The 26,422-nt window shown below is 64.1% G+C and carries 28 protein-coding genes; 20 read left to right on the top strand and 8 right to left on the bottom strand.

Translation table 11 applies throughout. The features are described 5' to 3' along the window. Positions 1 to 99: 99 nt before the first annotated feature. From obgE to QA643_RS02025, 17 genes are all read left to right on the top strand, one after another. Entirely contained in the window at positions 100 to 1,152 is a 1,053-nt protein-coding gene (gene obgE, locus QA643_RS02105; RefSeq protein ID WP_283031564.1) for a GTPase ObgE, read from the top strand. A gap of 92 nt (positions 1,153 to 1,244) precedes the next feature. Beyond that, positions 1,245 to 2,387 carry a glutamate 5-kinase gene (gene proB, locus QA643_RS02100; protein WP_283031563.1) on the top strand — a complete coding sequence of 381 codons (1,143 nt, stop codon included), beginning with the start codon at positions 1,245 to 1,247 and terminating at the stop codon, positions 2,385 to 2,387. Between the two features lie 122 nt (positions 2,388 to 2,509). Then, positions 2,510 to 3,802 carry a glutamate-5-semialdehyde dehydrogenase gene (locus tag QA643_RS02095; protein WP_283031562.1) on the top strand — a complete coding sequence of 431 codons (1,293 nt, stop codon included), beginning with the start codon at positions 2,510 to 2,512 and terminating at the stop codon, positions 3,800 to 3,802. Positions 3,803 to 3,833: 31 nt separating this feature from the next. Then, positions 3,834 to 4,463, top strand: a complete 630-nt coding sequence (locus tag QA643_RS02090) for a nicotinate-nucleotide adenylyltransferase (RefSeq protein WP_283031561.1) — start codon at positions 3,834 to 3,836, stop codon at positions 4,461 to 4,463. 233 nt (positions 4,464 to 4,696) lie between these two features. After that, positions 4,697 to 5,050 (top strand): ribosome silencing factor, encoded by a 354-nt coding sequence (rsfS, locus tag QA643_RS02085; RefSeq protein ID WP_283031560.1) that lies wholly within the window; start codon positions 4,697 to 4,699, stop codon positions 5,048 to 5,050. Positions 5,051 to 5,146: 96 nt separating this feature from the next. Next, positions 5,147 to 5,629, top strand: coding sequence for a 23S rRNA (pseudouridine(1915)-N(3))-methyltransferase RlmH (gene rlmH, locus QA643_RS02080; RefSeq protein ID WP_283031559.1), 483 nt, complete (start codon positions 5,147 to 5,149; stop codon positions 5,627 to 5,629). A gap of 100 nt (positions 5,630 to 5,729) precedes the next feature. After that, positions 5,730 to 7,052 (top strand): peptidoglycan DD-metalloendopeptidase family protein, encoded by a 1,323-nt coding sequence (locus QA643_RS02075; RefSeq protein WP_283031558.1) that lies wholly within the window; start codon positions 5,730 to 5,732, stop codon positions 7,050 to 7,052. Next, positions 7,049 to 8,404 (top strand): S41 family peptidase, encoded by a 1,356-nt coding sequence (locus QA643_RS02070; protein WP_283031557.1) that lies wholly within the window; start codon positions 7,049 to 7,051, stop codon positions 8,402 to 8,404. The genes QA643_RS02075 and QA643_RS02070 overlap by 4 nt, the downstream gene beginning before the upstream one ends. A 167-nt stretch (positions 8,405 to 8,571) precedes the next feature. Further along, positions 8,572 to 9,750, top strand: coding sequence for a divergent polysaccharide deacetylase family protein (locus QA643_RS02065; RefSeq protein WP_283031556.1), 1,179 nt, complete (start codon positions 8,572 to 8,574; stop codon positions 9,748 to 9,750). Between the two features lie 90 nt (positions 9,751 to 9,840). Next, entirely contained in the window at positions 9,841 to 10,344 is a 504-nt protein-coding gene (locus QA643_RS02060) for an RNA pyrophosphohydrolase (RefSeq protein ID WP_283031555.1), read from the top strand. A gap of 39 nt (positions 10,345 to 10,383) precedes the next feature. After that, positions 10,384 to 10,881 (top strand): RNA pyrophosphohydrolase, encoded by a 498-nt coding sequence (locus QA643_RS02055; RefSeq protein WP_283031554.1) that lies wholly within the window; start codon positions 10,384 to 10,386, stop codon positions 10,879 to 10,881. A 122-nt stretch (positions 10,882 to 11,003) separates the two neighbouring features. Next, positions 11,004 to 11,234 carry a hypothetical protein gene (locus QA643_RS02050; RefSeq protein ID WP_283031553.1) on the top strand — a complete coding sequence of 77 codons (231 nt, stop codon included), beginning with the start codon at positions 11,004 to 11,006 and terminating at the stop codon, positions 11,232 to 11,234. 65 nt (positions 11,235 to 11,299) lie between these two features. Continuing rightward, the gene (locus QA643_RS02045) at positions 11,300 to 11,515 is read left to right on the top strand and encodes a hypothetical protein (protein ID WP_283031552.1); all 216 of its coding nucleotides are present in this window, start codon (positions 11,300 to 11,302) and stop codon (positions 11,513 to 11,515) included. Between the two features lie 238 nt (positions 11,516 to 11,753). Further along, positions 11,754 to 12,206 (top strand): Hsp20 family protein, encoded by a 453-nt coding sequence (locus QA643_RS02040; RefSeq protein ID WP_283031551.1) that lies wholly within the window; start codon positions 11,754 to 11,756, stop codon positions 12,204 to 12,206. Between the two features lie 87 nt (positions 12,207 to 12,293). Continuing rightward, a complete protein-coding gene (locus QA643_RS02035; RefSeq protein WP_283031550.1) occupies positions 12,294 to 12,794 on the top strand; it encodes an Hsp20/alpha crystallin family protein in 501 nt (166 codons plus the stop codon). Between the two features lie 76 nt (positions 12,795 to 12,870). Further along, the gene (locus tag QA643_RS02030) at positions 12,871 to 13,200 is read left to right on the top strand and encodes a hypothetical protein (RefSeq protein ID WP_283031549.1); all 330 of its coding nucleotides are present in this window, start codon (positions 12,871 to 12,873) and stop codon (positions 13,198 to 13,200) included. Next, positions 13,194 to 13,415, top strand: a complete 222-nt coding sequence (locus QA643_RS02025) for a PDZ domain-containing protein (protein ID WP_283031548.1) — start codon at positions 13,194 to 13,196, stop codon at positions 13,413 to 13,415. Before QA643_RS02030 ends, QA643_RS02025 begins: the two co-directional genes overlap by 7 nt. A 200-nt stretch (positions 13,416 to 13,615) precedes the next feature. On the opposite strand, the gene QA643_RS02020 is transcribed toward QA643_RS02025, so the two are convergent. The 5 genes from QA643_RS02020 to QA643_RS02000 all read right to left on the bottom strand — a co-directional run bounded on the left by QA643_RS02020 (position 13,616) and on the right by QA643_RS02000 (position 18,646). Further along, complete coding sequence (locus QA643_RS02020) at positions 13,616 to 14,023, bottom strand: F0F1 ATP synthase subunit epsilon (RefSeq protein ID WP_283031547.1); 408 nt, start codon at positions 14,021 to 14,023, stop codon at positions 13,616 to 13,618. A gap of 89 nt (positions 14,024 to 14,112) precedes the next feature. Then, positions 14,113 to 15,555: a F0F1 ATP synthase subunit beta gene (atpD, locus tag QA643_RS02015; protein ID WP_283031546.1), complete on the bottom strand. Its 1,443-nt coding sequence runs from the start codon at positions 15,553 to 15,555 to the stop codon at positions 14,113 to 14,115. A gap of 34 nt (positions 15,556 to 15,589) precedes the next feature. Next, on the bottom strand, positions 15,590 to 16,465 hold the full coding sequence (locus QA643_RS02010) for a F0F1 ATP synthase subunit gamma (RefSeq protein WP_283031545.1): 876 nt from the start codon (positions 16,463 to 16,465) through the stop codon (positions 15,590 to 15,592). Between the two features lie 91 nt (positions 16,466 to 16,556). After that, positions 16,557 to 18,086 carry a F0F1 ATP synthase subunit alpha gene (gene atpA / locus QA643_RS02005; protein WP_283031544.1) on the bottom strand — a complete coding sequence of 510 codons (1,530 nt, stop codon included), beginning with the start codon at positions 18,084 to 18,086 and terminating at the stop codon, positions 16,557 to 16,559. After that, a complete protein-coding gene (locus QA643_RS02000) occupies positions 18,086 to 18,646 on the bottom strand; it encodes a F0F1 ATP synthase subunit delta (RefSeq protein ID WP_283031543.1) in 561 nt (186 codons plus the stop codon). The genes atpA and QA643_RS02000 overlap by 1 nt, the downstream gene beginning before the upstream one ends. A gap of 658 nt (positions 18,647 to 19,304) precedes the next feature. Between QA643_RS02000 and QA643_RS01995 the strand changes: the two genes are divergently transcribed. Then, on the top strand, positions 19,305 to 19,808 hold the full coding sequence (locus QA643_RS01995; RefSeq protein ID WP_283031542.1) for a septal ring lytic transglycosylase RlpA family protein: 504 nt from the start codon (positions 19,305 to 19,307) through the stop codon (positions 19,806 to 19,808). Between the two features lie 282 nt (positions 19,809 to 20,090). Here QA643_RS01995 and QA643_RS01990 read toward each other — a convergent pair whose 3' ends face one another. Then, a complete protein-coding gene (locus tag QA643_RS01990) occupies positions 20,091 to 22,301 on the bottom strand; it encodes a primosomal protein N' (RefSeq protein ID WP_283031541.1) in 2,211 nt (736 codons plus the stop codon). A gap of 123 nt (positions 22,302 to 22,424) precedes the next feature. Between QA643_RS01990 and QA643_RS01985 the strand changes: the two genes are divergently transcribed. Further along, a complete protein-coding gene (locus tag QA643_RS01985) occupies positions 22,425 to 23,390 on the top strand; it encodes a tyrosine recombinase XerC (protein ID WP_283031540.1) in 966 nt (321 codons plus the stop codon). Between the two features lie 206 nt (positions 23,391 to 23,596). Further along, positions 23,597 to 24,196, top strand: a complete 600-nt coding sequence (locus QA643_RS01980) for a DUF4337 domain-containing protein (RefSeq protein ID WP_283031539.1) — start codon at positions 23,597 to 23,599, stop codon at positions 24,194 to 24,196. Between the two features lie 138 nt (positions 24,197 to 24,334). Here the strand turns inward: QA643_RS01980 and QA643_RS01975 are convergent, their stop codons facing one another. Then, complete coding sequence (locus tag QA643_RS01975) at positions 24,335 to 24,865, bottom strand: hypothetical protein (protein WP_283031538.1); 531 nt, start codon at positions 24,863 to 24,865, stop codon at positions 24,335 to 24,337. A gap of 138 nt (positions 24,866 to 25,003) precedes the next feature. Beyond that, positions 25,004 to 26,404, bottom strand: a complete 1,401-nt coding sequence (gene lpdA, locus QA643_RS01970) for a dihydrolipoyl dehydrogenase (protein WP_283031537.1) — start codon at positions 26,402 to 26,404, stop codon at positions 25,004 to 25,006. Positions 26,405 to 26,422 lie beyond the last annotated feature (18 nt).

Genomic DNA, 26,422 nt, shown 5'->3' with positions numbered 1-26,422 from the left:
TCCAACACTCGGAAAAAGGCCGAAAATTAAGGCTTTTCGCCAATGTGGTACCGCTTGAGGGTTGCCGTCAGGCGCCCCCTGCCCTACCTAGTGGCGATCATGAAATTCCTTGACGAGGCAAAGGTCTATATCCGCTCCGGCGACGGCGGCAACGGCTGCGTGGCGTTCCGCCGCGAGAAGTTCATCGAGTTCGGTGGCCCCTCCGGCGGCAATGGCGGCCGCGGCGGCGATGTCATCGTCGAGGTGGTGGATGGGCTGAACACGCTGATCGACTACCGCTATCAGCAGCACTTCAAGGCGCCGAAGGGCGGCAATGGCATGGGCAAGGACCGCCATGGCGCCAACGGCAAGTCGATCGTGCTCAAGGTGCCGGTCGGCACGCAGATCTTCGACGAGGATCGCGAGACGCTGATACACGACTTCACCGAGCTCGGGGAAAAATTCGTGCTGGCCGAGGGCGGCAATGGCGGCTTCGGCAATGCGCATTTCAAATCCTCGACCAACCGTGCGCCGCGCAACGCCAATCCAGGCCAGGAAGGCGAAGAACGCTGGATCTGGCTGCGGCTGAAGCTGATTGCCGATGCGGGCCTCGTCGGCCTGCCCAATGCCGGCAAGTCGACCTTCCTCTCCGTCGTCAGCGCGGCGAAGCCGAAGATCGCGGACTATCCCTTCACCACGCTGCATCCGCAGCTCGGCGTCGTCAACGCGCAGGGCCGCGAATTCGTGCTCGCCGATATTCCCGGGCTGATCGAGGGCGCGCATGAAGGCGCCGGCCTCGGCGACCGTTTCCTCGGGCACGTCGAACGCTGCCGCGTGCTGCTGCACCTGATCGATGCGACCTGCGAGCATGCCGGCAAAGCCTACAAGACGGTCAGGACCGAGCTCGAAGCGTATGAGGGGCATCTCGCCGACAAGATCGAGATCGTGGCGTTGAACAAGATCGACGCGGTCACACCTGATGACTTGAAGAAGCAGAAGGAGCGCCTCAAGCGCGCCGCCAAGAAGACGCCGCTTCTGCTCTCCGGTGTGACCGGCGAAGGCGTGCCGGAAGCGCTCAAGGCGCTGGTCGAAGTGATCGGTGAAGCCCCGGTTTCGCAGAAGGCGAAGAGCGGCCAGGACCCGTGGGCACCGGTCCCGCCGCCGCAGGGCTGACGCAAACTTAAGCCTGCCCCTGCTGCGCCACTTCCAAATCCGGGAACTGGCGCGTATTGCTTCCTCAATCATCCGCATCGTTCGACCGCACCATGAAACGCCCCGCGCTCAACAATTTCCGCCGCATCGTCGTCAAGGTCGGCTCCTCGCTGCTGATCGATTCCAAGGCGGGCGAGGTGCGTTCGGCTTGGCTGGCGGCGCTGGCCGCCGACATCGCCAAGTTGCACGGCGAAGGCCGCGACGTGCTGGTGGTCTCATCGGGCTCGATCGCGCTTGGGCGCAGCCGGCTGAAACTGCCGCGCGGCCCCTTGAAGCTCGAAGAGAGCCAGGGCGCCGCCGCGGTGGGACAGATCGCGCTGGCGCGGATCTGGTCCGAAGTGCTGGGCGCGCACGGCATCGGCGCCGGACAGATTTTGGTGACGCTGCAGGACACCGAGGAGCGCCGCCGCTACCTCAACGCCCGCTCGACCATTGCAAAGCTCCTGGAGTGGCGCGCGGTGCCCGTGATCAACGAGAACGACACGGTGGCCACCAACGAAATCCGCTACGGCGACAATGACCGCCTCGCCGCGCGCGTCGCCACCATGGCGAGCGCCGATTTGCTGATCCTGCTGTCGGATATCGACGGCCTCTACGACGCGCCGCCCGGCGCCAATCCGAACGCAAAACTGATTCCGATTGTGGAATCCGTCACCTCAGAGATCGAAGGCATGGCGGGCGCGGCCGAATCCGAATTGTCGCGCGGCGGCATGTACACCAAGATCGAGGCGGCAAAGATCGCGACGACGTCGGGCACGCATATGCTGATCGCCTCCGGCAAGATCGAGCATCCGCTGCAGGCGATCGCTGATGGCGGCCGCTGCACCTGGTTCCTCACGCCGGCCAATCCCGTCACCGCGCGCAAGCGCTGGATCGCCGGCTCCCTGGAGCCGAAGGGCACGCTGACCATCGATGCCGGCGCGGTCGCGGCGCTACGGGCCGGCAAGAGCCTGCTGCCGGCCGGTGTGATCAGGATCGACGGCCAGTTCGCCCGCGGCGATGCGGTCGTGGTGCGCGGCCCCGACACCCACGAGATCGGCCGCGGCCTCGTCGCGTACGACGCCGAGGACGCCGAGAAGATCAAGGGCCGCTCCTCGCCGGACGTGATGGCGATTTTGGGCATCTCAGGCCGGGCCGAGATGATCCATCGCGACGATCTGGTGGTCGGGCCGGCCGGGACCGTCCCGGTCAAGTAGCCAGCCAGGCCATTGGCCTAGCGTCTAACCAATACCGCCAGCCAGCCATGCCGGCGCCGGACCTCGCAAAAGCGGGATTTCCGTGCTAAGACATGGCCTTAACTCCGAAACCGAGACCTCCGATGACCGCCCCCCTCAAGGCAATCGACGGCAACGCCGATCTGCCCGCCCTGATGACCGACCTCGCCGCTCAAGCGCGCGCTGCCGCGCGGGTGCTGGCACTGGCGCCGCCGGAGCAGAAGAACCGGGCGCTGGAGGCGATCGAGCGGGCGATCCGCGCGGGCGCGGCCAAGATCCTGGCCGCCAATGCCAAGGACGTCGCCGAAGTGCGCGCGGGCGGCACCACCGCAGCCTTCATCGACCGCCTGACCCTGACGCAAGCGCGGATCGATTCCATGGCTGACGGCGTCGCCACCGTGCGCGGCATTGCCGATCCCGTGGGCACCGTTACCGAAAGCTGGCAGCGCCCGAACGGCATGACCATCGAGCGCGTGCGCGTGCCGCTCGGCGTCATCGGCGTGATCTTCGAGAGCCGCCCCAACGTCGCCGCCGACGCCGGCGTGCTGTGCCTGAAATCAGGCAATGCCGTGATCCTGCGCGGCGGCTCCGACAGTTTTCGCTCCTGCCGCGCGATCCATGAATGCCTGGTGCAGGGCCTGCGCGAGGCCGGCCTGCCTGAGGCCGCAATCACGCTGGTGCCGACGCGCGACCGTGCGGCTGTCGGATTGATGCTGTCGGGATTGAACGGCGGCATCGACGTGATCGTCCCGCGCGGCGGCAAGAGTCTCGTCGCACGCGTCGAGGCAGAAGCGCGCGTGCCGGTGTTTGCGCATCTCGAAGGCGTCAACCACGTCTATGTCGACGGCAGCGCCAGGCTCGACATGGCCAAGTCGATCGTATTGAACGCCAAGATGCGCCGCACCGGTGTCTGCGGCGCCGCCGAGACGCTGCTGGTCGATCGTGCCAGTGCCGCAACCAATTTGAAGCCGCTGGTCGAGATGCTCATCGAATCCGGCTGCGAGGTGCGCGGCGACGACGCCGTGCAGAAGATCGACGCGCGGGTGAAGCCGGCAAGCGACGAGGATTGGGACACCGAATATCTCGATGCCGTCATTGCCGCACGGGTCGTCGACGGCGTTGACGCCGCCATCGCCCATATCCAGGCCCACGGTTCGCGCCACACCGATGCGATCGTGACCGAGGACGCCAAGGCGGCCGAGAAATTCCTCAGCGAAGTGGATTCGGCGATCGTGCTGCACAACGCATCGACGCAGTTCGCCGATGGCGGCGAGTTCGGCTTCGGCGCGGAGATCGGCATCGCCACCGGCAAGTTCCACGCCCGCGGCCCTGTCGGCGCCGAGCAGCTGACGAGCTTCAAATATCGCGTTCACGGCACCGGGCAGACGCGGCCGTGAACACCCGCCTGCGCTTGCGGTGCCGCGGCCGATGACATTGCAATCGGCCGCCCAGGCGATCCCGTTCCACACGAGCGCCATGCGCATCGGCCTGCTCGGCGGCTCGTTCAATCCGCCGCACGCGGCGCATCGCGCGATTAGCCTGTTTGCGCTCAAGCGCCTCGAGCTCGATCGCGTCTGGTGGCTGCTGACACCCGGCAATCCGCTCAAGGAAAACGGGCGATTGCACGGCCTGGCCGAACGTGCGCAGGCGGCGCGAGAAGTCGCCGGCGATCCGCGCATCGACATCAGCTGTCTCGAAGCTGTCATCGGCACCAGATATACCGTCGACACGATCACTCACTTGCGCCGCCGCGTTTCCGGCGTGCGCTTCGTCTGGATCATGGGTGCCGACAATCTCGCGCAGTTCCATCGCTGGAAGGATTGGCGGCGCATCGCCGACGAGATGCCGATCGCCGTGATCGACCGTCCGCCGCAGAGTTTTCGGGCCCTCGCCGCCCCGGCCGCCCAGGCGCTGGCGCGCTATCGCGTGCCCGAAAATCAGGCGGTCCGGCTAGCCGATCGGCAGGCGCCCGCATGGGCTTTCCTCACCGGCATGAAACTACCCCTGTCATCCACCGGATTGAGGAACGCGGATGGGAGCTGGAAGGCAAAGAGGTGACAGTTAACTCGAACCGGCAGGCGGGGCCCACTGGAATATTGAAACCATTAACCCCACATGCCTAATATGGTCCGCGACGCCGGGATTCGGCGTTTGCGATACAGTGAAAGGAATGGTCCCTGGCCACATCTGTATTGTCCAAGTCGAAGTCTGTTTTACCCAAGGCGACTGGTAGCAAGACCGCTGGCAAGTCTGCCAAGACCCCGCGTAAAACATCGACAGAAGCTGCGGCCTTGAAGGCGCAACCCGACGCCGACAAGACGCTGAATATGATCCTCTCCCGCCTCGACGATATGAAGGCGGAAGAAACGGTCACCATCGACCTTCGCGGCAAATCTGCATTTTCCGATTACATGATCGTCACCACAGGCCGGGTCAACCGGCATGTCGGCGCGATCGCGGAAAACGTCACGAAAGCCCTGAAGGAAAACGGCATCAGGAACATCCATGTCGAGGGCTTGCCCAATTGCGACTGGGTGCTGATCGATTCCGGCGATGTGGTCCTGCACGTATTCAGGCCCGAGGTACGCGAGTTCTACAATCTGGAAAGGTTGTGGGCGCAGAACCCGGCGGCGGCGGCGATCTGAACCCTCGGCCGGTCCGAATCGGCTGAGGCGCATGTAATCTGGTTGCTCGCGCGGCAACAGCGCGCGTGCCGGGACGTGTACGCCGGAAAAACAATCATGCGCCTTGTCGTGGTCTCGATCGGCCGGCTGAAACAGGGCCCGGAACAGGAACTGGCGGAACGCTATCGCGAGCGTTTCGAGGACATCGGCCGCAAGCTCGGCTTTCGCGGCCTCGCGATCCAGGAAATTCCCGAAAGCCGCGCCCGCGATACCGCGACGCGCATCTCGGAGGAAGCCGCGGCGATTGCGGCGGCGATACCGGAGAAAGCCGTCCTGGTGGCGCTCGACGAGCACGGCAAGAGCATCGACAGCGCGACCTTCGCCCGGCAGCTTGGCCAGTGGCGGGACGAGGGGATTGCCAGTACAATTTTCGCCATCGGCGGCGCGGACGGACTTTCGCCCGATTTGCAGCGCAAGGCTAAATTACGCATTGCGTTCGGCTCGGCGACCTGGCCGCATCAAATGGTCCGCGTCATGCTTCTTGAACAGATTTACCGCGCCGCGACCATTTTGGCCGGCCACCCCTACCATCGCGCTTAGGGCATGGTGAGGTGAATACAGAGAGCGCTGAACAGGCCGGATGCATTCGACGCAGCACATTCATTCATACCCACGCACCGCCGATCGCGGCGAGCCGGTGATGTCAGCCATCTTGCTTCCCGTAATACTACTGTCGGCAAGTCTTGTGCTGGCGTCGCTTTCGCCCGCCGCCGCGCAGTCCGCGCCATCAGCGCAGCAGGCAACCGCCGTATCTCCCGAGGCGATCAAGCAGCGCGAGCAGGAGCTGGAGGCCACGCGCGAGGAGCAGCGCAAGGCCGCCGAGCTGCAAAAGAAGCTGAAGGCGGACATGGCGGCGATCGGGCAGGACCGCTCCAAGCTCAACCAGCAGCTGATCGAGATCGCCACCCAAGTGCGCAGTGTCGAAACGCGCATCGGCGAGACCGAGGCGGAGCTTCGACCGCTCGATGCCCGCGAGCAGCAGATCCGGGCCACGCTCGATTCACGGCGCTCAGAAATCATCGAGGTGCTGGCGGCGCTGCAGCGTGCCGGACGGCGCACGCCGCCGGCGCTGTTGGTGCGGCCCGAAGACGCACTGCAATCGCTGCGTACCGCCATGCTGCTTGGCGCTGTCGTTCCCGAATTGCGCGGCCGTGCGGAAAAGCTTGCGAGCGATCTCGGCCAGCTCGTCGCCCTGCGCAAGGAAATCGCGACCAAGCGCGATGTGCTGGCACGAGATCGCGACAGGCTGAAAGACGATTCGATCCGGCTCGCTGCGCTGGTCGACGAACGTCAGCGCAAGCAGAGCGCGATCGAAAAGGATATGGAGAGCGAAGGCGCGCGCGCCATCAACCTGTCCAAACAGGTCGACAGCCTGCAGGGCCTGATCGGCAAAATGGAACAGGACCTGAAGAGCGCCGCCAAGGCGGCTGCAACCGCCAGCCTGCAGGGCGCGCCGGCAGCCCCCGGCGGCAAGCCGAATCTCGGGGCACTCAAGGACCCAGCCCGGCTCAGCCCGGCGATCGCCTTTGCTTCCGCCAAGAGGTTGTTCGCCTTTCCGGTTAACGGCCGCAAGATTCGCGATTTTGGCGGTTCCGATGGCGCGGGCGGCGTGGAAAAAGGCATTTCTTTGGCAACCCGGCCCGGGGCTCAGGTCACAACACCGTGTGACGGCTGGGTTGTTTACGCTGGACCCTTCCGCAGCTACGGACAACTCTTGATCCTCAATGCCGGGGGCGGGTATCATGTCCTGATCGCCGGGATGGAGCGCATTTCGGTAAACATCGGCCAGTTTGTACTTACGGGAGAGCCGGTCGCGACGATGGGGACGACGTCCCAGGTCGCATCCATTCTCGCGACGACCGCGAGCCAGCCGGTGCTCTATGTCGAGTTCCGTAAGGACGGCACTCCAATCGACTCAGGCCCATGGTGGGCCGCTAACGAAGGCGAAAAGGTTCGCGGATGATGCGCAAGACTTCTCTCATTCTTCTCAGCGCCGCCACCGGTGCGGCTTTGACGCTTTTCGTTACGCAGCCCCGCTCGGTGCTGATGGGATCGGTGGCGCGCGCTGCGACATCCGACACCTACCGCCAGCTCAATCTGTTCGGCGACGTGTTCGAGCGCGTGCGCAGCGACTATGTCGAGAAGCCCGACGACTCCAAGCTGGTCGAGTCCGCGATATCAGGCATGCTGGCCGGTCTCGATCCGCACTCCAGCTACATGGACGCCAAGAGCTTCCGCGACATGCAGGTGCAGACCCGCGGTGAGTTCGGCGGTCTCGGCATCGAGGTCACGATGGAAGACGGCCTGATCAAGGTCGTCTCGCCGATCGACGACACGCCGGCATCGAAGGCCGGCATCATGGCCAACGACATCATCACCACGCTCGACGACGAAGCGGTGCAGGGTCTCACCCTCAACCAGGCCGTCGAAAAAATGCGCGGGCCCGTTAACACCAAGATCCGTCTCAAGATCATCCGCAAGGGCCAGGACAACCCGATCGAAGTCACGTTGGTCCGCGACAACATCCGCGTCCGTTCGGTGCGCGCCCGCGTCGAGCAGGACGACATCGCCTATATCCGCGTCACCACCTTCAACGAGCAGACCACCGAAGGCCTGAAGCGCGAGATCGGCAACCTCTCGAACCAGCTCGGCGACAAGCTCAAGGGCTACATCATCGACCTCAGAAATAATCCGGGCGGCCTACTCGAAGAAGCAGTCACCGTTTCCGACACCTTCCTCGAGCGCGGTGAGATCGTCTCGACCCGCGGCCGCAATGCCGAGGAAACCCAGCGCCGCGCCGCTCATTCCGGCGACCTCACCAAGGGCAAGCCGGTCATCGTGCTGATCAATGGCGGCTCGGCGTCGGCCTCCGAAATCGTCGCCGGCGCGCTGCAGGACCACAAGCGTGCCACGCTGGTCGGCACGCGCTCGTTCGGCAAGGGTTCGGTGCAGACCATCATCCCGCTCGGCAGCGGCAACGGCGCGCTGCGCCTTACCACCGCGCGCTACTACACGCCGTCGGGCAAGTCGATCCAGGCCAAGGGCATCGTGCCCGACATCGAGGTGCTGCAGGATGTGCCGGAAGAGCTGAAGGCACGCACCGACACCAAGGGCGAGGCATCGCTCCGCGGCCATCTGAAGAACGACGGCGACGAGAAGACCGGCTCGCAATCCTATGTCCCGCCGGACGCCAAGGACGACAAGGCGCTGAAGACCGGCGCCGACCTGCTGCACGGCATCAAGTCGACCGCGAGCGGCCCGGCCACCGGCGACAAGGCCGCGGTCGAAAAGCCCGCCAACAAGGCGGCCAACTAATCCGGCCTTCCAAATATTCCTGAACAAGAAGGGGCGGCTCATGGGCCGCCCCTTTTTCATGATCGATTCCTGCCGCTGCCCAGCGGAACGGTGCTTTTGCGGGGCGGCGCAGGCGCTCGAATCCGGGCCATCGTGGTATCGTCGGGTCAGGTGATTCGGGAAGATTCATGACGGAAACGGCCGACGAACTGAGTGCACCGCTCGGACAGAAGACGGAGCGCAAGAAGCGCCGGTTTCGGCTGCCGTTCACGGCGATGCAGGCGCTGGCCGTGCTGCTCGGCCTCGTCCTGATCGTCTTCCTGAGTGTCGCGCTCTTTACCGACAACCCCTTGGGCGGGGAGCCGATGGCCCGTGTCGCGCTGCGCAAGCCGGCGGACGACAAGCAGCCCGCAGCCTCTGGCCAGACCGAGCACGCCGCCAAGCCCGGCACCCCGCAGGCCCCGGCTGGCGAAAACAAGACCGTCACCATCATCGATGGCTCCAGCGGCAAACGTCAGGACGTGGTGATCGGCAGCGATGCCGGCGCCGAGCCGGCGATGACCATGACCGGGATCGATCCGCGCCTTCTGGAAAAGTCACGCTACGGCATGATTCCGGCCGTTGCCGACGGGCTAAAGCCCTTCACGGTCTACGCGGCTGATGCCGACCGCACCAAGGCCGCGAAGATGCCGGTGATCGCGATCGTGGTCGGCGGGCTCGGGGTCGGCGCCGCCAAGACGACGGATGCCATCATGAAGCTGCCGCCGGCGGTGACGCTGGCTTTCACCCCTTACGGCGCCGATCCCACCAAGCTCGCTGAGCGGGCCCGCGCCCAGCGCCACGAGATCCTGCTGCAGGTTCCGATGGAGCCGTTCGACTACCCCGACAATGATCCGGGGCCGCAGACCCTGCTGACGACGCTGACCCCGGAGCAGAACCTCGACCGGCTGTACTGGCACCTCAGCCGCTTTCAGGGCTATGCCGGGATTGCCAATTTCATGGGCGCGCGCTTCACGGCGAGCGACAGCGTGATGCAGCCGGTGATCCGCGAGGCGGCCAAGCGCGGCCTCGGCTATCTCGACGACGGCTCCTCGCCGCGCAGCATTGCGTCGGCGCAGGCGACGGCCCAGTCGATGCCCTTCGCCAAGGCGGATTTCACCATTGATGCCGTGCCGACCTCGGTCGAGATCGACCGGGCGCTGGCCAAGCTGGAAACGGTCGCCAAGGAACGCGGGCTGGCCGTGGGCGTCGCCTCCGCGCTGCCGATTTCGATCGAGCGGCTGGCCGCCTGGACCAAGACGCTCGAGGGCCGCGGCATCCTGCTTGTGCCATTGACAACGGCGATGCTGAAATCAAAATCAGGCTAAAGATCAAGCCGATGGCGGCCCGGCGCCTTCCCGACCCTGCCGGACCGGTCGATTGTGCAGATGAATACAGGCAAAGGAACCTTGACGAACATGGCGCGCTACGAAGACCTGCCTTACCGGACCTGCGTCGGCATGATGCTGATCAACGCGGCCGGGCTGGTCTTCATCGGCCGCCGCGCCGGGGGCATCGAGCATGTTGACGAAACCCATGTCTGGCAGATGCCGCAGGGTGGGGTCGATCCCGGCGAGGACACCTGGGAGGCTGCCAAGCGCGAGCTTTACGAGGAGACCAGCGTCCGCTCGGTCGAGAAGCTCGGCGAAGTGCCGGATTGGCTGATCTACGACATTCCACGCACCGTCGCCGGCCGCGCCTGGAAAGGCCGCTATCGCGGGCAACGCCAGAAATGGTTCGCGGTGCGCTTCACCGGCAAGGATGCCGAGATCAATGTCGCCAGCCCCGGCGGCGGACACAAGGCCGAGTTCGTGACCTGGCGCTGGGAGCCGATGAAGAATCTTCCCAACCTGATCGTCCCGTTCAAGCGGCCGGTCTACGAGCGCGTGGTCAAGGAATTCGCCAACCTCGCGGGCGGTTAGCCAGTCCCCCACGTTGCGCGCGGGCACTCATCAGAAGTCATGTCCGACAAACCCTATCGGCCCAATGTGGGCATCGCCCTGTTCAATGCGTCCGGCGAGGTGCTGATCGGCCGGCGCTTCCGCGACGACGGGCCGGAGATCATTCTTCCCGGCCTTGAATGGCAGATGCCCCAGGGCGGCATCGACGCCGACGAGGACCCGCGCGACGCCGTCATGCGCGAACTCTGGGAAGAGACCGGCGCGGTCAGTGCCGAATATCTCGGCGAGACCGATTGGATAAAATATGACTTTCCGCCCTATGACGGACCGGCCACGCATCGCCTCGCGCAATTTCGCGGGCAGCGGCAGAAATGGTTTGCGCTGCGCTTCACCGGCCGCGACGACGAGATCGACCCCCTGACGCCGCGCAACGGCCAGCCGGCCGAATTCGATTCCTGGCGCTGGGAGCGCCTCGATCGTGTCGCCGACCTCGTCGTCCCATTTCGGCGCGAAGTGTACAGAATGGTGGCGGGGGCATTTGCGGAGTTCGCCCGCTAGAACGGCGGCACTGCTTGTGGCGCGCTTGACAGCGTTCTGCCGCTGAATATTTTTTTGCCGGAGGGCTGAACCACCTCGCAGTTCAAAGGACCCATAGAACGACCGTCAAAAGGATGACGAAGATGATTGATGAAAAGCTCGCCCGTTTGCGAACGCATCGCAATAACATCGACCGTTATCGCCGCCTTCTAAAAACCAGGCTGACAGAGCTGGAGCGCCAGTACATCGAAGCGCGCCTGTCCGAAGAGCAATCAGCGCTGGAAAAACTCGCAGCCTCCACTTTCCCGCTCGCCTTTCAGGCTCCCAGGATCCAGAATTCCAACACGCAGCCGCCGATTTCCTCGGCGGCCTAGATCAATCTGGCACCGATCGGCCGTTGCGCTTGATGTAAGTGACACCGCATGATGTCTCGCCCGACATGAAGGATGTGATCGTATTCAAGCGCCGCCGAAGCTTCGAATGGCAGGTGCGAGACCAGGATGGCACGCTGCTCATGCGCGGGCGCGAGCGTACGCGCCCGGCCGCCCGCTACCAAGTTTATCGAACGCTCTTCATGATGCTGGCCGTTGGCCCCAGACCGAACGGCCTGCGGGCGAGAGGCCTCGACCAGGAGCAGCACACCGGCCGCAGCTGACCTTGCCCCTTCAGCGCCCGGCCCGGCCATTTACGCTTGATTAAGTCTGCCGCCGCGGGGCGCGCGGCCCCCAAAATTTTTTCCTCACCGCCTCTTGAAACTTTTCGGCCTTTTTCTAATTCGATTTTTGCCGCCAGTCGCGGTGCCGGATGCCAGCTCGGGTCCGGCGAGTTGAGTGGGCGCCGGACGGTGTCCGACGCTCCTTCGTATCCATCTTGCTCCTAAGGAGGACTTGGCTATGAGGACCTTTGACTTTTCACCCCTGTGGCGTTCCACGATCGGTTTCGATCATCTGGCCGACCTGCTCGACAGCAGCTTGCGGCACTCGACCGACGACAACTACCCGCCCTATAACGTCGAACGCGTCGGCGAAGACGCGTACCGGATTTCGCTCGCGGTCGCCGGCTTCGGCATGGACGACATCAGCGTAACTGCAGAGCGAGACACGCTGATCATCGAGGGCCAGAAGCCCAACGCCGAGCAACGCGAATACCTGTATCACGGCATCGCGGCCCGGCCGTTCCGGCGGGTGTTCAATCTCGCCGATTATGTGCAGGTCAAGCAGGCCTCGTTCAAGGACGGTCTCTTGATCGTCGACCTGGTTCGCGAAGTGCCTGACGCGATGAAGCCGCGGCGCATCCCGATCGGCAACGCCGCCGCTTCCCATCAGATCGAGCAGAAGGCGGCTTAAGGCGCCTTTGGTAGTGCGGGCTCTGCGCGGATTTCCCGCCGCGCGCGGGCCTATGCGAGCAACAGCAATCTCTCAGGAGGACACACTATGGCTATTCGCGATCTGATCCCGTGGTCGAGAAATCAGGAGCTCACGTCTTCGCGCGAGGGCTACGATCCTTTCTTCACCCTCCATCGGGAAATGAACCGGCTGTTCGACGATGTCTTCAGAGGCTTCGGGGTGCCAGCCCGTTTTGGCAGCCCGCTGATGGAAGGTCGCTTCGGATGGCCGAGTATCGAACTCAACGAGACCGACAAGGAGCTGAAGGTGACGGCTGAACTGCCGGGGCTGACGGAAAAAGACGTTCAGCTCGAGATCGCCAACGGCGTTCTGACCTTGCGCGGCGAGAAGAAGTCCGAGCGTACCGATAGTGGCGGCAGATACTTCACCGAGCGCTATTACGGTTCGTTCGAGCGGCAGATCCCGCTCGACGGCGTCGAGGAAGACAAGGCCGAAGCCAAATTCCACGACGGCGTCTTGACGATCACGCTGCCGAAATCCGAGCAGGCGCGTTCGTCTGTCAAGCGCATCCCGATCAGCAACCAATGATGCATTGGCGGCGGCGCAGCGTGCCGCCGCCGTCACCACGCTTATTCCAGGGAAAGGAGAGTAAGGAGACCGTTCGATGAGCAAGGCCGATCTGAGCACCACCGACTTTGCGCTGTTTCATCCCGCCGCACATTATGATTCCCCCAGTGAAGTATTGAGCAACGGGCAGCTTTCCGACGCCGAGAAACGCGTGATCCTGTCTTCATGGGCTTCCGACATGTTCGCGGTCGAGTCCTGTCCGGGCCTGCGCGACATTCCCGGCATGGGTCATCCTGTCCGGCTTGCCGATATCCTGGCCGCTTTGCGCCAGCTCGATGGCGATGACGAGCCCGCGCAGCGAACCGACATCAGCGGCCGGAGGCGACCGCGCTGGCAGGCCATGACACGGAGGCTGACGTCATGCTGACCCCGGCCGGCTCGCCGGCGGAGGTGGCCGGCCTGCGCAAGGGCGACATCGTGCTACGGGCGGACGACCGCCCAATCCACTCGGCCGCACAACTTCGCAACCGCATTGGTCTTGCCCGGATCGGCGAGCAAGTCCGCCTGACCGTCGAGCGGTCCGGGGCACTACAGAATGTCATCGTCGCGGTTGGGCCAGCGTCCGATGCGAGCAGTGACTAGGCCGAGCGTATGACGAGTGGTTCGACCCGGCCGAAAGCGGACGGATCGCGATAGTCCGACTATTGCTGCGCGTAGCGACTTGGCACAACGTCGGGACGTTCGGCTCTTGGGGGTCAAGAAAATCAAAAACGCCCGTCACGATGTGACGAGCGCTGATGCGATCCGGGCCTTCATTGCGCCCCGGAGCGGTGCCCCGGGGCTTAGTGCATAGCCGTGGCGTTGAGCTCGATCTGGATGCTCTTGAAGTGATCCAGCCGCTCGATGGCGTGATCGAGTTCGGAGCCTTCCTTCTCGGCGAGCTTGGCCTCCATCTCGGCGATGGTCTCGGCGAACTGTGCACGGTCGACATCGGCGATCGAGGTGGCGACGTCGGCGAGCACGGTCAGGCCGCTCCCCGACATTTCGGCGAGGCCGCCGAGCACGATCACCTTTTCATGGGTGCCACCAGTGGTGATGGTCAGGATACCCGGACGAACCGCGGCCACGACCGGTGCGTGGCCAGCCAGCACGCCGAAATCGCCTTCCAGGCCGGGAATGTCGACCTGGTCCACCTCGCCGGAGAAGGCGAGCTTTTCAGGTGAAACGAGATCGAAGTGGAAGGTAGCCATGGAAAACCTGCGAGTGGCGAGTTGCGAATAGCGAATGGGGAAGAACAGGGAGCAGCGCTATTCGCCACTCCCTATTCGCCATTCGCCCCTTAGGCCGCTTCAGCAGCCAGCTTCTTGCCCTTCTCGACGGCTTCTTCGATGGTGCCGACCATGTAGAAGGCCGCTTCCGGCAGGTGGTCATACTTGCCTTCGCAGAGGCCGCGGAAGCCCTTGATGGTATCCGCGAGCTCGACGAACTTGCCGGGCGAGCCGGTGAAGACTTCGGCGACGTGGAACGGCTGCGACAGGAAGCGCTCGATCTTGCGGGCGCGCGCCACCGCGAGCTTGTCCTCTTCAGACAGTTCGTCCATGCCGAGAATGGCGATGATGTCCTGCAGCGACTTGTACTTCTGCAGCACCTGCTGGACCATACGGGCGGTCTGGTAGTGCTCCTCGCCGACGACGAGCGGCGAGAGCATGCGCGAGGTCGAGTCGAGCGGGTCGACCGCCGGGTAGATGCCCTTTTCAGAGATCGCGCGGCTCAACACCGTGGTCGCGTCCAAGTGGGCGAACGAGGTGGCGGGCGCCGGGTCGGTCAAGTCGTCGGCCGGCACGTAAATCGCCTGCACCGAGGTAATCGAGCCCTTCTGGGTGGTGGTGATGCGCTCCTGCAGCGCGCCCATGTCGGTGGCGAGCGTCGGCTGATAGCCCACCGCCGAGGGGATGCGGCCGAGCAGCGCCGACACTTCCGAACCGGCCTGCGTGAAGCGGAAGATGTTGTCGACGAAGAACAGCACGTCCTGACCCTGGTCGCGGAAGTGCTCGGCGACGGTCAAACCGGTGAGGCCGACGCGGGCGCGGGCGCCGGGCGGCTCGTTCATCTGACCGAACACCAGCGCGCATTTCGACTTCACGCTCGGGTCGGGATTCTTCGGATCGGCGTTGACCTTGGATTCGATGAACTCGTGATAGAGGTCGTTGCCTTCGCGGGTACGCTCGCCGACGCCGGCGAACACCGAGTAACCGCCGTGCGCCTTGGCGACGTTGTTGATCAGCTCCTGAATCAGCACGGTCTTGCCGACGCCGGCGCCGCCGAACAGGCCGATCTTGCCGCCCTTGGCGTAGGGCGCGAGCAGGTCGACGACCTTGATGCCGGTGACGAGAATTTCGGCTTCCGTGGACTGGTCGGTGTAGGTCGGCGCTTCCTGGTGGATCGCGCGGGTGCCTTCGGACTTGATCGGACCGGCTTCGTCGATCGGCTCGCCGATCACGTTCATGATGCGGCCGAGCGTGCCGTCACCGACGGGAACGGCGATCGGCTGGCCCGTGTCCTTTACTTCCTGGCCACGCACCAGACCTTCGGTCGCGTCCATCGCGATCGTGCGGACGGTGGACTCGCCGAGATGCTGCGCGACTTCGAGCACCAGACGGTTGTTGCCGTTCTTGGTCTCCAGCGAATTGAGAATAGCCGGCAGGTGGCCTTCGAACTGCACGTCGACGACGGCGCCCATGACCTGGGTGACGCGACCGATCTGGTTGGCTGCTGTAGCCATTTATTGTCTCCTTCGATCCGAATTTCTTGTCCGGTCAGACTGCTTCTGCGCCGGAGATGATTTCGATGAGTTCCTTGGTGATCTGGGCCTGACGCGTGCGGTTGTAGACCAGTGTCTGCTTGCGGATCATTTCGCCCGCATTGCGCGTCGCGTTGTCCATCGCGCTCATCTGCGCGCCGTAGAACGAAGCGTTGTTTTCGAGCAGCGCGCGGAAGATCTGCACCGCGAGATTGCGTGGCAGGAGGCGGGTGAGGATTTCGTCCTCCTCCGGCTCGTATTCGTAGGCCGACGCCGAACCGTTGCTGGCTTCGCCTTCAACGACCAGCGGAATGATCTGCTGCGCCGTCGGGATCTGCGCGATGACCGACTTGAACTGCGAATAGAACAACGTGCAGACATCGAACTCGCCGGCCTCGAAGCGGGCCAGCACCTTCTTGGCGATGTCCTCGGCATTCACGAAGCCGAGCTGGCGCACGCCGCGCAGGTCGAGGTGCTCGACGATCTGCTTTTCGAAGGTGCGGCGGAGCTGCTCGTAGCCCTTGCGGCCGACGCAGAAGAATTTGACTTCCTTGCCCTGGTTCATCAGCGACAGAGCGCGCTCGCGGGCGAGACGCACGATCGCCGAGTTGAAGGCGCCGGACAGGCCGCGTTCGCCGGTGCAGACCAGCAGCAGATGAACCTGGTCGCGGCCGGTGCCGGCCAAGAGCGCCGGCGCGCCGGGCGAGCCCGCCGCAGCAGCCGCGATGTTGGAAATCACCGCGTCCATCTTCTGGGCGTAGGGCCGCGCGGCCTCGGCGGCGGTCTGCGCGCGGCGCAGCTTGGAAGCTGCGACCATCTGCATCGCCTTGGTGATCTTCTGCGTCGCCTTGGTCGAGGCGATGCGGACCCGCATGTCTTTAAGTGAAGCCATTCTCAGTTCACCCCGGCGATCCGACCCTCAGGCCAGACCGCAAGCCACTATTTCGCCGGGCCCGGCCGATGCCGGGCCCTGGCGGCAATCATCAAGAAAACGTCTTGGCGAAACCGTCGACCACCGACTTCAGCTTGGCTGCGAGATCGTCGGAGAGATCGCGGCTGTCACGGATGCCGTTGAGAATGTCGGCATTCTTGCCGCGCAGCAGCGACAGCAAGCCGTCCTCGAACGCGCGCACCTTGTTGAGCGGCAGCGGATCGAGATAGCCGTTGGTGCCGGCCCAGATCACGCAGACCTGCTCTTCCATCTTCAGCGGCGAGAACTGCGGCTGCTTGAGGAGCTCGGTGAGGCGCGAGCCGCGGTTGAGCAGGCGCTGGGTCGATGCGTCGAGGTCGGAGCCGAACTGCGCGAACGCCGCCATTTCGCGGTACTGCGCCAGCTCACCCTTGATCTTGCCGGCGACCTTCTTCATCGCCTTGGTCTGCGCCGAGGAGCCGACGCGCGACACCGACAGACCGACGTTCACCGCGGGACGGATGCCCTGGAAGAACAGGTCGGTTTCCAGGAAGATCTGGCCGTCGGTGATCGAGATGACGTTGGTCGGGATATAGGCCGACACGTCGTTGGCCTGGGTTTCGATGACCGGCAGCGCGGTCAGCGAGCCGGAGCCCTGGTCCTTGTTGAGCTTCGCCGCGCGCTCGAGCAGGCGGGAGTGCAGATAGAACACGTCGCCCGGATAGGCTTCGCGGCCCGGCGGACGGCGCAACAGGAGCGACATCTGACGGTAGGCGACGGCCTGCTTGGACAAGTCGTCATAGATGATCACGGCATGCATGCCGTTGTCGCGGAAATACTCGCCCATGGTGCAACCGGTGAACGGGGCGATGTACTGCATCGGCGCCGGGTCGGAAGCGGTGGCGGCGACGACGATCGAGTATTCCAGCGCGCCCTGCTCTTCGAGCACCTTGACGAACTGGGCAACGGTCGAACGCTTCTGGCCGATCGCGACATAGACGCAATACAGCTTGATGTTCTCGTCCGGCTGCGCGTTCAGCGGCTTCTGGTTCAGGATGGTGTCGAGCGCGATCGCGGTCTTGCCGGTCTGACGGTCGCCGATGATCAGCTCGCGCTGACCGCGGCCGACCGGGATCAGCGCATCGATCGCCTTGAGGCCGGTCGCCATCGGCTCGCTCACCGACTTGCGCGGAATGATTCCGGGCGCCTTGACGTCGACGCGCATGCGCTTGTCAGCCTTGATCGGGCCCTTGCCGTCGATCGGGTTACCCAGCGCGTCGACGACGCGACCGAGCAGGCCCTTGCCGACCGGGGTGTCCACGATGGCGCGGGTGCGCTTGACGGTCTGGCCTTCCTTGATCTCACGGTCGGCGCCGAAGATGACGATACCGACGTTGTCGGTTTCGAGGTTCAGCGCCATGCCGCGGGTGCCGTTCTCGAACTCGACCATTTCACCGGCCTGGACATTGTCCAGACCGTAGACGCGGGCGATACCGTCGCCGACGGACAGCACCTGCCCGACTTCGGTGACCTCGGCCTCCTGGCCGAAATTCTTGATCTGGTCCTTGAGGATCGCGGAAATTTCCGCGGCGCGGATGTCCATCAGCCTGCCTCTTTCATCGCGTGCTTGATCGAATTGAGTTTGGTGCGAAGCGAACCATCCACCATGCGGCTGCCGAGCTTGACCACAAGACCGCCAATGATGGAGGGATCGACTTTCACGTTGAGCGCGACGTCCTTGCCCGTCACCGACTTCAGTGCGGTCTTCAGCGCGTCGAGATTCTTGTCACTGAGCTGTTCGGCGACGGTAACGTCGGCCGTCACCTCGCCCTTGAACTTCGCCACCAGCGCGCGGAAGGCGCGGATCACGTCAGTGACGGCGAACAGCCGGCGATTGGCGGTCAGGACCTTGAGGAATTTGGCTGAGGTGCCGGTGATGCCGGCCTTGTCGAGCACGGCGTTGAGCGCCTTGGCCTGCGCATCGGCCGAGAAGACCGGGCTGCGGACCAGGCGCTTGAGATCGGCGCTTTCGTTCAGCATGGTCTCGAATTTCTCGAGATCGGCCTTTACCGCGTCGATGGATTTCTCCTCGCGCGCCAACTCGAACAAGGCCGTAGCATAACGGCCCGACACTCCCGAAACGGACGGATCTTCAGCAGCCACAGACTCGCTCTTTATTAGCTGTCAAACTCGCAAGGGAAAAACCGTCGCCGCGGGTAGCGGCGCCTAGCGATCCAAGCCCTTGGAATTCAAGCGGGACTTCGATTTTCGACCGGCACGAGAAGTGCCGGGATCGTTAAAATCGCGGCTTTGCTAACATAGCAAGCGCGCAGGTGCAACATGACCGCACGTTCGGGCGATGCCTTGTCGCACGTCAATTTTCAGGCCCCTCAAGATGCCGTTGATGCGGGATCAGTGCGCCGGAATTTTGGCTCCGGCTGCCGGTCGGCTGAATGGCTTCGTCCCCGACAGGCGAATTTGTTCCGCCCGTATTTGCATGGCCGCTATGACCGTCACCGTTCGGAACGAACGAGGCAGATCTCCTCCATTTGGCCATTACTTGCCTAAATCTTTCCCTTCTTAGGGATGACTGTATTCGCAAGTAACAGACAGTATTTAATAGGTTAAAAGTTCGTTAAAGCGCAAGATTACGGAATATCCTTCGATTAGTTGACCACGGTAACAAGATATGTCAGCGCGCGACATTCCGGATTTACTGCCCAATTCACGCCTCATTGCCTGACCAAACGGCATCCGCTGAAACTGGGACGGGGGTTCCATTTGTCACGTATGTGGCAATACTATCTGAGGGACTAGTTTAATGTTGCACACCAACAAAGTAGCGCTGGGAGCTTTAACCCGGTCGCGTACGGCTTTCGCCTTGATTGCCGCAACTGTTCTGATCGGCGGCACCGTCTCCGAGGCGTCCGCCAAGTCCAGGCATCATCGTCATCACCACCATCACCATTCCCACCACGCCAAGGCGCAGCCGGCCGGCGACAGCTGGCTCAACGCCAATGCCTCGATCGCCCCGACGGGCGGCCGCGGCTTCTCGGGCAAGGCCTCCTATTACGGCAACGAGTCCGGCAGCCGGACCGCCTCGGGCCAGCGCTTCAACCAGAACGCCATGACCGCGGCCCACCGGTCGCTGCCGTTCGGCACCAAGGTACGTGTCACCCATCGCGGCCAGAGCGTCATTGTCACGATCAACGACCGTGGTCCGTTCATCCGCGGCCGCGTGCTCGACCTCTCCAAGGGTGCCGCGCGCGCCATCGGCCTGACCGGCGCCGGCGTCGGCCACGTCACCGCCGAGGTCGTCTCCTAAGTCCACCAGACTCGCGTAAGCGTTGCGTTGCGTAACCGCGGCACTTCCGCGGCAACAGGCCTGCCGTCGCAAATGACGGCAGGCTTTTTTGTTTGCCTGCGTTCGGTGAAGCGTCTCCTTACCCTCCCTGGAGGGGAGGGTCGGCTCACATGAGCGCAGCGAAATGTGAGACGGGGTGGGGGTGATCTCTCCACTCGGGCACCGTTGGCTGTGGAGAGACCGTCACCCCACCCCGCCGCTACACGGCGACCCTCCCCCTCCAGGGGAGGGTGACGGACGGCTTCACAAAAAGCTCTGCGGATCGACATCGACTTCGAGTTTGAGGTTGCCCTTGGTCTTCGGTCCCGCGGCCAGCCATTCGCGCAGATATTCCGACAGGTCGACATTGCGCAGCGACTTCACCAGGATCCGGAACCGGTAGCGGCCCTTGATGACGGCCAGCGGCGCTTCGGCGGGCCCGAGCACCTGGATGCGCTCGTCGATCGGCGCCAGGGCCGCAAGGCGGCGCGCAAAGCCTTCCGCAGTCGGCCGGTCGCCGGCGGAAATGATCAGGCTGGCGAGCCGGCCGAATGGCGGATAGCCGGTGCGCTCGCGCTGTTCGATCTCGCTGGCGTAGAACGCCTCGCGGTCGCTGGCGACCAGCGCTTTCATCACGGGATGTTCGGGCTGATGCGTCTGCAGGAAGCCGACACCGCGGCCCTGCTCGCGGCCAGCGCGGCCGATCACCTGGTTGAGCAGTTGGAACGTCCGCTCGGCGGCGCGCGGGTCGCCGTTGCCGAGGCCGAGATCGGCGTCGACCACGCCGACCAGATTGAGCCGCGGGAAATTATGCCCCTTCGCCACCAGTTGCGTGCCGATGATGATGTCGACGCGGCCTTCGGCGATTTCGTTGAGCTCACTGCGCATGGTCTCGATCGAGGTGATGAGGTCGCTCGACAGCACCATGGTTCGCGCGTTCGGAAACAGCGCGGCCGCCTCTTCCTGCAGGCGCTCGACGCCGGGACCGATCGCGGCCAGCGATTCCTCGGCCTGGCAGTGCGGGCAGATGTTCGGGCGCGGCATCGAGAAGCCGCAATGGTGACAGACGAGACGCTGGCGAAATCTGTGATCGACCAGCCAGGCGTCGCAGATGGTGCAGGAAAAGCGATGGCCGCAGGCCCGGCACAGCGTCAGCGGCGCATACCCGCGCCGATTGAGGAACAGCAGCGCCTGCTCGCGCTTCTCGATCGCAAACTGCACCTGTTCGGCCAGTGGCGGCGAGATGAAACGGCCGCGCGGCGGCGGCGCGCGGCGCAAATCGATCGCCTCGATATGCGGCATGTGCTGGCCGCCGAACCGCGACGGCAACGCGACCCGCTGGTAGCGTCCCTTGCGCGCATTGACCTCGCTCTCGACGGACGGCGTTGCGGAGGCCAACACGATCGGAATCTTGGCGATGTGCGCGCGCACCACCGCCATGTCGCGGGCATGGTAATGCGCGCCGTCATCCTGCTTGTAGGCCTGGTCGTGCTCTTCATCGACGATGATGAGACCGAGATCGGCATAGGGCATAAACAGCGCCGAGCGCGCGCCGACCACGACCGGCGCCTCGCCCGCCGATATCGCGGCCCAATTGCGCTGCCGCGTGCGCGGCGTCAGCTCCGAGTGCCATTCGAGCGGGCGCACGCCAAAACGTTGTGCGAAGCGATCCAGGAATTGTCCCGTCAGCGCGATCTCCGGCATCAGGATCAGGCATTGCTTGCCGCGCCGGATCACTTCGGCAATCGCCTCGAAATAGACTTCGGTCTTGCCCGAGCCGGTGACGCCGTCGAGCAGCGCGACGTGGAACGTGCCATTGGCGGCGAGCGCGCGCATCGCGTCGACGGCCGCGCGCTGCTGGCTGGAAAATTCCGGCTGCGCGAAGGCCGGATCGGGCGCCGGCGGCGCCAGCGGCGGCGGCATCGCCTCGACGGCAAGCGTTCCCTCATCGACCAGGCCGTCGACCACGCCGGAGCTGACGCCGGCCTCGCGCGCGGCCTCGGACTTGCCGTGCAGCAGGCCGTCCGACAGCACCTCGATCAGCCGCCGCCGCGCCGGCGTCAGACGCTTCGGTGGCTCGCCGACCAGCCGTACGCCGAGGCGCATCCGCTCGGGCCCTAGATTTTCTCCCATCCGCAAGGCCATGCGCAGCACCATGCCGCGGGCGGACAGCGTGTAATTGGCGACCCAGTCGACCAGGCTGCGCAATTCCGGCCGCAACGGCGGCACGTCGAGCTTTTCGCCGACGTCTTTCAGGCGGTTGTGCAGCCGCGGATCGGGATTGGCGTTTTCCGCCCACACCACCGCGACCACCTCGCGCGGCCCGAGCGGCACGCAGACGACATCGCCCGGCTTCAGCGCCATCTCGCGCGGCACACGGTAGGAATAGGTCTGATTGAGCGCGACCGGCACCAGCACATCGACGACGCGCGTCGATGATGCCGATGAGGTGGTGTGGCTGATAGCGTGGTCCATCAGGGAATCAGGCTCGAGATATCCGGAAGCAAGGCTAGCGCCGGTCGCGCAAGTTAGCGAACGGTAAACGAAAGAGGTGCGATATAATCGACGGAAGCATCGCCTCCAAGACCGGGGAAGGCTATGGGCAAGGAAGTTCCGCAAGGCCTCGAGCTCGACTGCGCCGATAACGGCTTCGCGCAGGAGATGGCGCGCTGGCTGATGCATCTGCGCGCCGAGCGGCGGCTGTCGCCGAAGACGCTGGAGGCCTATGCCCGCGACCTCCGCCAGTGCCTGACCTTCCTTGCCGAGCATTGGGGCGAGAAGGTCACGTTGAATCGGTTTGCGGCGCTGGAGGCCACCGACGTCAGGGCCTTCATGGCGATGCGCCGCGCCGACGATATCGCCGGGCGCTCGCTGATGCGGGCGCTGGCGGGGCTCCGATCATTCGGCCGCTATCTCGAGCGCGAGGGCAAGGGCAAGGTCGGGGCGCTTTCCGCGATCCGCGCGCCCAAGGTGGCGAAGAGCCTGCCAAAACCGATCCAGATGGACGCCGCCAAGCGCTTTGCGGATGCGGACGAGCGCGCCGGCGAGGAGCGCGAACCCTGGATCCTGGCGCGCGACGCCGCCGTCATGGCGCTGCTCTACGGCTCCGGCCTGCGCATCTCCGAGGCGCTGGGGCTGAAGCGGCGCGACGTGCCCAAACCCGGCGAAGGCGATGTCCTCATCGTGACCGGCAAGGGCAACAAGACCCGGATGGTGCCGGTGCTGCAGAACGTACTCGCCCTGATCGCCGACTACGTCGCGATGTGCCCGCATTCGTTGCCGCCGGCCGGCCCGATCTTCGTCGGCGCGCGCGGCGGGCCGCTCTCTCCGCGCATCATCCAGCTCACCATGGAGCGGCTGCGCGGCGCGCTCGGCCTGCCCGACAGCGCCACCCCGCACGCATTGCGGCATTCTTTCGCAACCCATCTGCTCAGCCGCGGCGGCGACCTTCGCGCGATCCAGGAACTGCTCGGCCACGCCTCGCTCTCGACCACGCAGGTCTATACCGGCATCGACAGTGAACGGCTGCTGGAAGTGTACCGCTCCGCGCATCCGCGCGGCTGAACGCCGCCAGACTCAAAAGATCGAAAACAACCCCATGCACAGTAGGGCCGGGCGCCGCATGCCGCGACGAAATCGGCGGCCGTCATACTGAGAGCCTAAAATACGGATAGAACGATCCTTAACCGAGGCGCCCAAAATCCGCTTAACTCTTGCGTTGAACGGGCCGTTCGGCAATCGTGGCCGCGATTCACCCAGGGGAGACAAGCATGGGCGCACATGAAAGCATGGAGCATGCCGAGCACGCCGAGCACGCATCGGGCTCGAACAAGAACATCGCACTGCTGATCGCAATCATTGCGCTGTTCCTCGCGCTATCGGAGATGCTCGGCAAGAGCGCGCAGACCGAATCGATCAGCAAGAACGTCGAGGCTGCGAACCTCTGGTCCTTCTTCCAGGCCAAAAGCATTCGCCGCACCCAGATTCAGACCGCGGCCGAACAGGGCAAGCTCACGCTCAGCGCTGCTACCGATGAAGCCGTCAAGGCCGCGCTGACCAAGCAGATCGACACCTGGGAAAAGACCGCGGCGCGCTACCGCTCCGAACCCGAAACCGGCGAAGGAACGGAGCAGCTCGCCAAACGCGCCAAGGAAGCCGAAACGGCGCGCGATGTCGCAACCGACAAATATCATCACTACGAATACGCGTCGGCGATGTTCCAGATCGCCATCGTGCTGGCATCGGCAACCATCATCACCGGCATGGCCTGGCTGGCCTGGACATCGGGACTGCTGATGCTGGGTGGACTTGCGATGACCGGATTCGGCCTGTTCTGGCCGCATCTGCTGCACGTGCTGCATTTGCATTAAGCGGAGGGCGACCCACTCCCTCAGCTGTCATGCCCCGCTTCAGGCGGGGCATCCAGTACGCCGCGGCTTCTCGGTTCAGCCACTGGCGTCTCTGGGATACTGGATCGCCCGCCTTCGCGGGCGATGACAACTCGGGCGTCAGCGCGCCTCGTGCACGCTCTTGCGGAAGCGCGCGATCAGCCGGAGCGTGCGTGACGACCAGCTATCGCCATTGCCGCGCAGCATTTCGCGGATGCGCTGCTTGATCGGCTGCACCAGTTCGGCCGCCTTGGCGCGCATCGCCATGATGAATTCGTAGCCGCGCTTGAACCACGCCATCTGCAGCAGCTTCGCCCGTGTCACGTCGAAAATGAACGCCGTGACACCGAGGCCGAGGAATTTGCCTGCTACGATCACAAGCGTAGCGGCGAGCCAATATTGATGGGCCAACAGCCAGAGGCCGACCAGCTTGAGCGGAAACAGCACGATGACCGGCACCGCAAACACGATCAGTGTCATCGCCGGCGACAGCGCATCGATGCGCTCGGAGAGCCATTGCTTGAAGGCGCGAAGCGGGATCGCGGCGACGACGCGCTCGACGATCGGCTCGAGATGATCCCACAGCCAGGCTTCGATCAGGAAGATGATCGCGAGCAGAACCCAGAACGGCTGTAACAGGCGGCGCATCATCGATCGTCATCTCTGGAGCGGAACGAGGTCCATTGATTGGTCGCCCCGCTCTGATTTCGCGTTCAAAGCATGGTCTTTTCAAGAGGGCAGATAGCCGTTTGTTCGATCATGCTCCACCCGGGATGTCCCAGACTCACGTCACATATGGATGGCGCGTTTGCCGACCGCAAGCGCGGCCTCCTTGACGGCTTCCGAACGCGTCGGGTGCGCGTGGCAGGTCCGCGCCAGATCTTCGGCAGAGCCGCCAAATTCCATCAGAACGCAGGCTTCGTGGATCATTTCGCCGGCTTCGCGGCCGACGATGTGCACGCCGAGCACGCGGTCGGTCTTCGCATCCGCGAGAATCTTCACAAAACCGTCAGTGGTCTGATTGACCTTGGAGCGGCCGTTGGCAGTGAACGGGAATTTGCCCGACGTGTAGGCGACGCCGGCCTGTTTCAGCTCTTCCTCGGTCTTGCCGACCGACGACACTTCCGGAGTGGTATACACGACGCCTGGAATAACGTCGTAGTTCACATGGCCGGCTTGGCCCGCGATGATCTCGGCACAGGCAACGCCTTCGTCCTCGGCCTTGTGCGCCAGCATCGGTCCGGCCACGACGTCGCCGATCGCATAGACGCCCTTCACGCTGGTGGCGAAATGCTTATCGATCTGCACGCGGCCGCGATTGTCGAGTGCGATGCCGGCTTCCTTGAGACCCAGGCCTTCGGTGTAAGGCACGCGGCCGATGCAGACCAGGACCACATCGGATTCCAGCGTTTCCGCCGTACCGCCCGCCGCCGGCTCGACCTTGACCTTCAACGTCTTGCCCGATGTATCGACGCTGGTGACCTTGGCGCCAAGCTTGAACACAAAACCCTGCTTCTCGAGCATGCGTTGGAATTGTTTCGCGACCTCGCCGTCCATACCCGGCAGGATGCGATCGAGGAATTCGACGACCATGACCTCCGACCCCAGCCGGCGCCACACCGAGCCGAGTTCGAGGCCGATCACGCCGGCGCCGACGATCAGCATCTTTTCCGGCACTTTTTCCAACGATAGCGCGCCGGTCGATGACACGATGCGCTTCTCGTCGATGTCGATCCCTTTCAGCCGCGCGATATCGGAGCCGGTCGCTATGACGATGTTCTTGGTCTCAACCGTTTCGGTCTTGCCGTTACCACTGACTTCAACCTTGCCAGCACCGAGGATCTTGCCGGTACCCTTCAGCACGTCGATCTTGTTCTTCTTCATCAGAAACTCGACGCCCTTGACGTTGCCGTCGATGCCTTGCTGCTTGAAGTTCATCATCGCCGGCAGATCGAGCTTTGGCGCGGAAACGGCAACGCCCATCTTGGCAAAGGAGTGCGCGGCCTCTTCGAACATTTCAGAGGCATGCAGCAGCGCCTTCGACGGCATGCAGCCGACATTGAGGCAGGTGCCGCCGAGCGTCGGATTCTTCTCGACCACGGCGACCTTCATGCCGAGTTGCGCCGCGCGCACCGCGCAGACATATCCGCCCGGGCCGGTGCCGATGACGACGAGATCGTAGGTAGCCATGATGAGGTCCTGTAGCTT

Source organism: Bradyrhizobium sp. CB3481 (assembly GCF_029714305.1).
Lineage (GTDB): Bacteria > Pseudomonadota > Alphaproteobacteria > Rhizobiales > Xanthobacteraceae > Bradyrhizobium.
Note: the sequence above shows the minus strand (reverse complement) of the source record. Positions and strands in the feature narration are given on the sequence as shown.

Bases quoted from the DNA above. Each gene is read 5' to 3' on its own strand.
- QA643_RS02035 (WP_283031550.1), top strand. From the start codon at position 12,294: ATGGCTATTCGCGATCTGATCCCGTGGTCGAGAAATCAGGAGCTCACG.
- QA643_RS02030 (WP_283031549.1), top strand. From the start codon at position 12,871: ATGAGCAAGGCCGATCTGAGCACCACCGACTTTGCGCTGTTTCATCCC.
- QA643_RS02055 (WP_283031554.1), top strand. From the start codon at position 10,384: ATGTCCGACAAACCCTATCGGCCCAATGTGGGCATCGCCCTGTTCAAT.
- QA643_RS02025 (WP_283031548.1), top strand. From the start codon at position 13,194: ATGCTGACCCCGGCCGGCTCGCCGGCGGAGGTGGCCGGCCTGCGCAAG.
- QA643_RS02010 (WP_283031545.1), bottom strand. From the start codon at position 16,465: ATGGCTTCACTTAAAGACATGCGGGTCCGCATCGCCTCGACCAAGGCG.
- QA643_RS02050 (WP_283031553.1), top strand. From the start codon at position 11,004: ATGATTGATGAAAAGCTCGCCCGTTTGCGAACGCATCGCAATAACATC.
- QA643_RS02060 (WP_283031555.1), top strand. From the start codon at position 9,841: ATGGCGCGCTACGAAGACCTGCCTTACCGGACCTGCGTCGGCATGATG.
- QA643_RS02040 (WP_283031551.1), top strand. From the start codon at position 11,754: ATGAGGACCTTTGACTTTTCACCCCTGTGGCGTTCCACGATCGGTTTC.
- obgE (WP_283031564.1), top strand. From the start codon at position 100: ATGAAATTCCTTGACGAGGCAAAGGTCTATATCCGCTCCGGCGACGGC.
- QA643_RS02075 (WP_283031558.1), top strand. From the start codon at position 5,730: ATGTCAGCCATCTTGCTTCCCGTAATACTACTGTCGGCAAGTCTTGTG.
- QA643_RS01980 (WP_283031539.1), top strand. From the start codon at position 23,597: ATGGGCGCACATGAAAGCATGGAGCATGCCGAGCACGCCGAGCACGCA.
- QA643_RS02090 (WP_283031561.1), top strand. From the start codon at position 3,834: ATGACATTGCAATCGGCCGCCCAGGCGATCCCGTTCCACACGAGCGCC.
- lpdA (WP_283031537.1), bottom strand. From the start codon at position 26,404: ATGGCTACCTACGATCTCGTCGTCATCGGCACCGGCCCGGGCGGATAT.
- QA643_RS02020 (WP_283031547.1), bottom strand. From the start codon at position 14,023: ATGGCTACCTTCCACTTCGATCTCGTTTCACCTGAAAAGCTCGCCTTC.
- QA643_RS01985 (WP_283031540.1), top strand. From the start codon at position 22,425: ATGGGCAAGGAAGTTCCGCAAGGCCTCGAGCTCGACTGCGCCGATAAC.
- atpA (WP_283031544.1), bottom strand. From the start codon at position 18,086: ATGGACATCCGCGCCGCGGAAATTTCCGCGATCCTCAAGGACCAGATC.
- QA643_RS01975 (WP_283031538.1), bottom strand. From the start codon at position 24,865: ATGATGCGCCGCCTGTTACAGCCGTTCTGGGTTCTGCTCGCGATCATC.
- atpD (WP_283031546.1), bottom strand. From the start codon at position 15,555: ATGGCTACAGCAGCCAACCAGATCGGTCGCGTCACCCAGGTCATGGGC.
- QA643_RS02045 (WP_283031552.1), top strand. From the start codon at position 11,300: ATGAAGGATGTGATCGTATTCAAGCGCCGCCGAAGCTTCGAATGGCAG.
- rlmH (WP_283031559.1), top strand. From the start codon at position 5,147: ATGCGCCTTGTCGTGGTCTCGATCGGCCGGCTGAAACAGGGCCCGGAA.
- proB (WP_283031563.1), top strand. From the start codon at position 1,245: ATGAAACGCCCCGCGCTCAACAATTTCCGCCGCATCGTCGTCAAGGTC.
- QA643_RS02065 (WP_283031556.1), top strand. From the start codon at position 8,572: ATGACGGAAACGGCCGACGAACTGAGTGCACCGCTCGGACAGAAGACG.
- QA643_RS02095 (WP_283031562.1), top strand. From the start codon at position 2,510: ATGACCGCCCCCCTCAAGGCAATCGACGGCAACGCCGATCTGCCCGCC.
- QA643_RS01995 (WP_283031542.1), top strand. From the start codon at position 19,305: ATGTTGCACACCAACAAAGTAGCGCTGGGAGCTTTAACCCGGTCGCGT.
- QA643_RS01990 (WP_283031541.1), bottom strand. From the start codon at position 22,301: ATGGACCACGCTATCAGCCACACCACCTCATCGGCATCATCGACGCGC.
- QA643_RS02070 (WP_283031557.1), top strand. From the start codon at position 7,049: ATGATGCGCAAGACTTCTCTCATTCTTCTCAGCGCCGCCACCGGTGCG.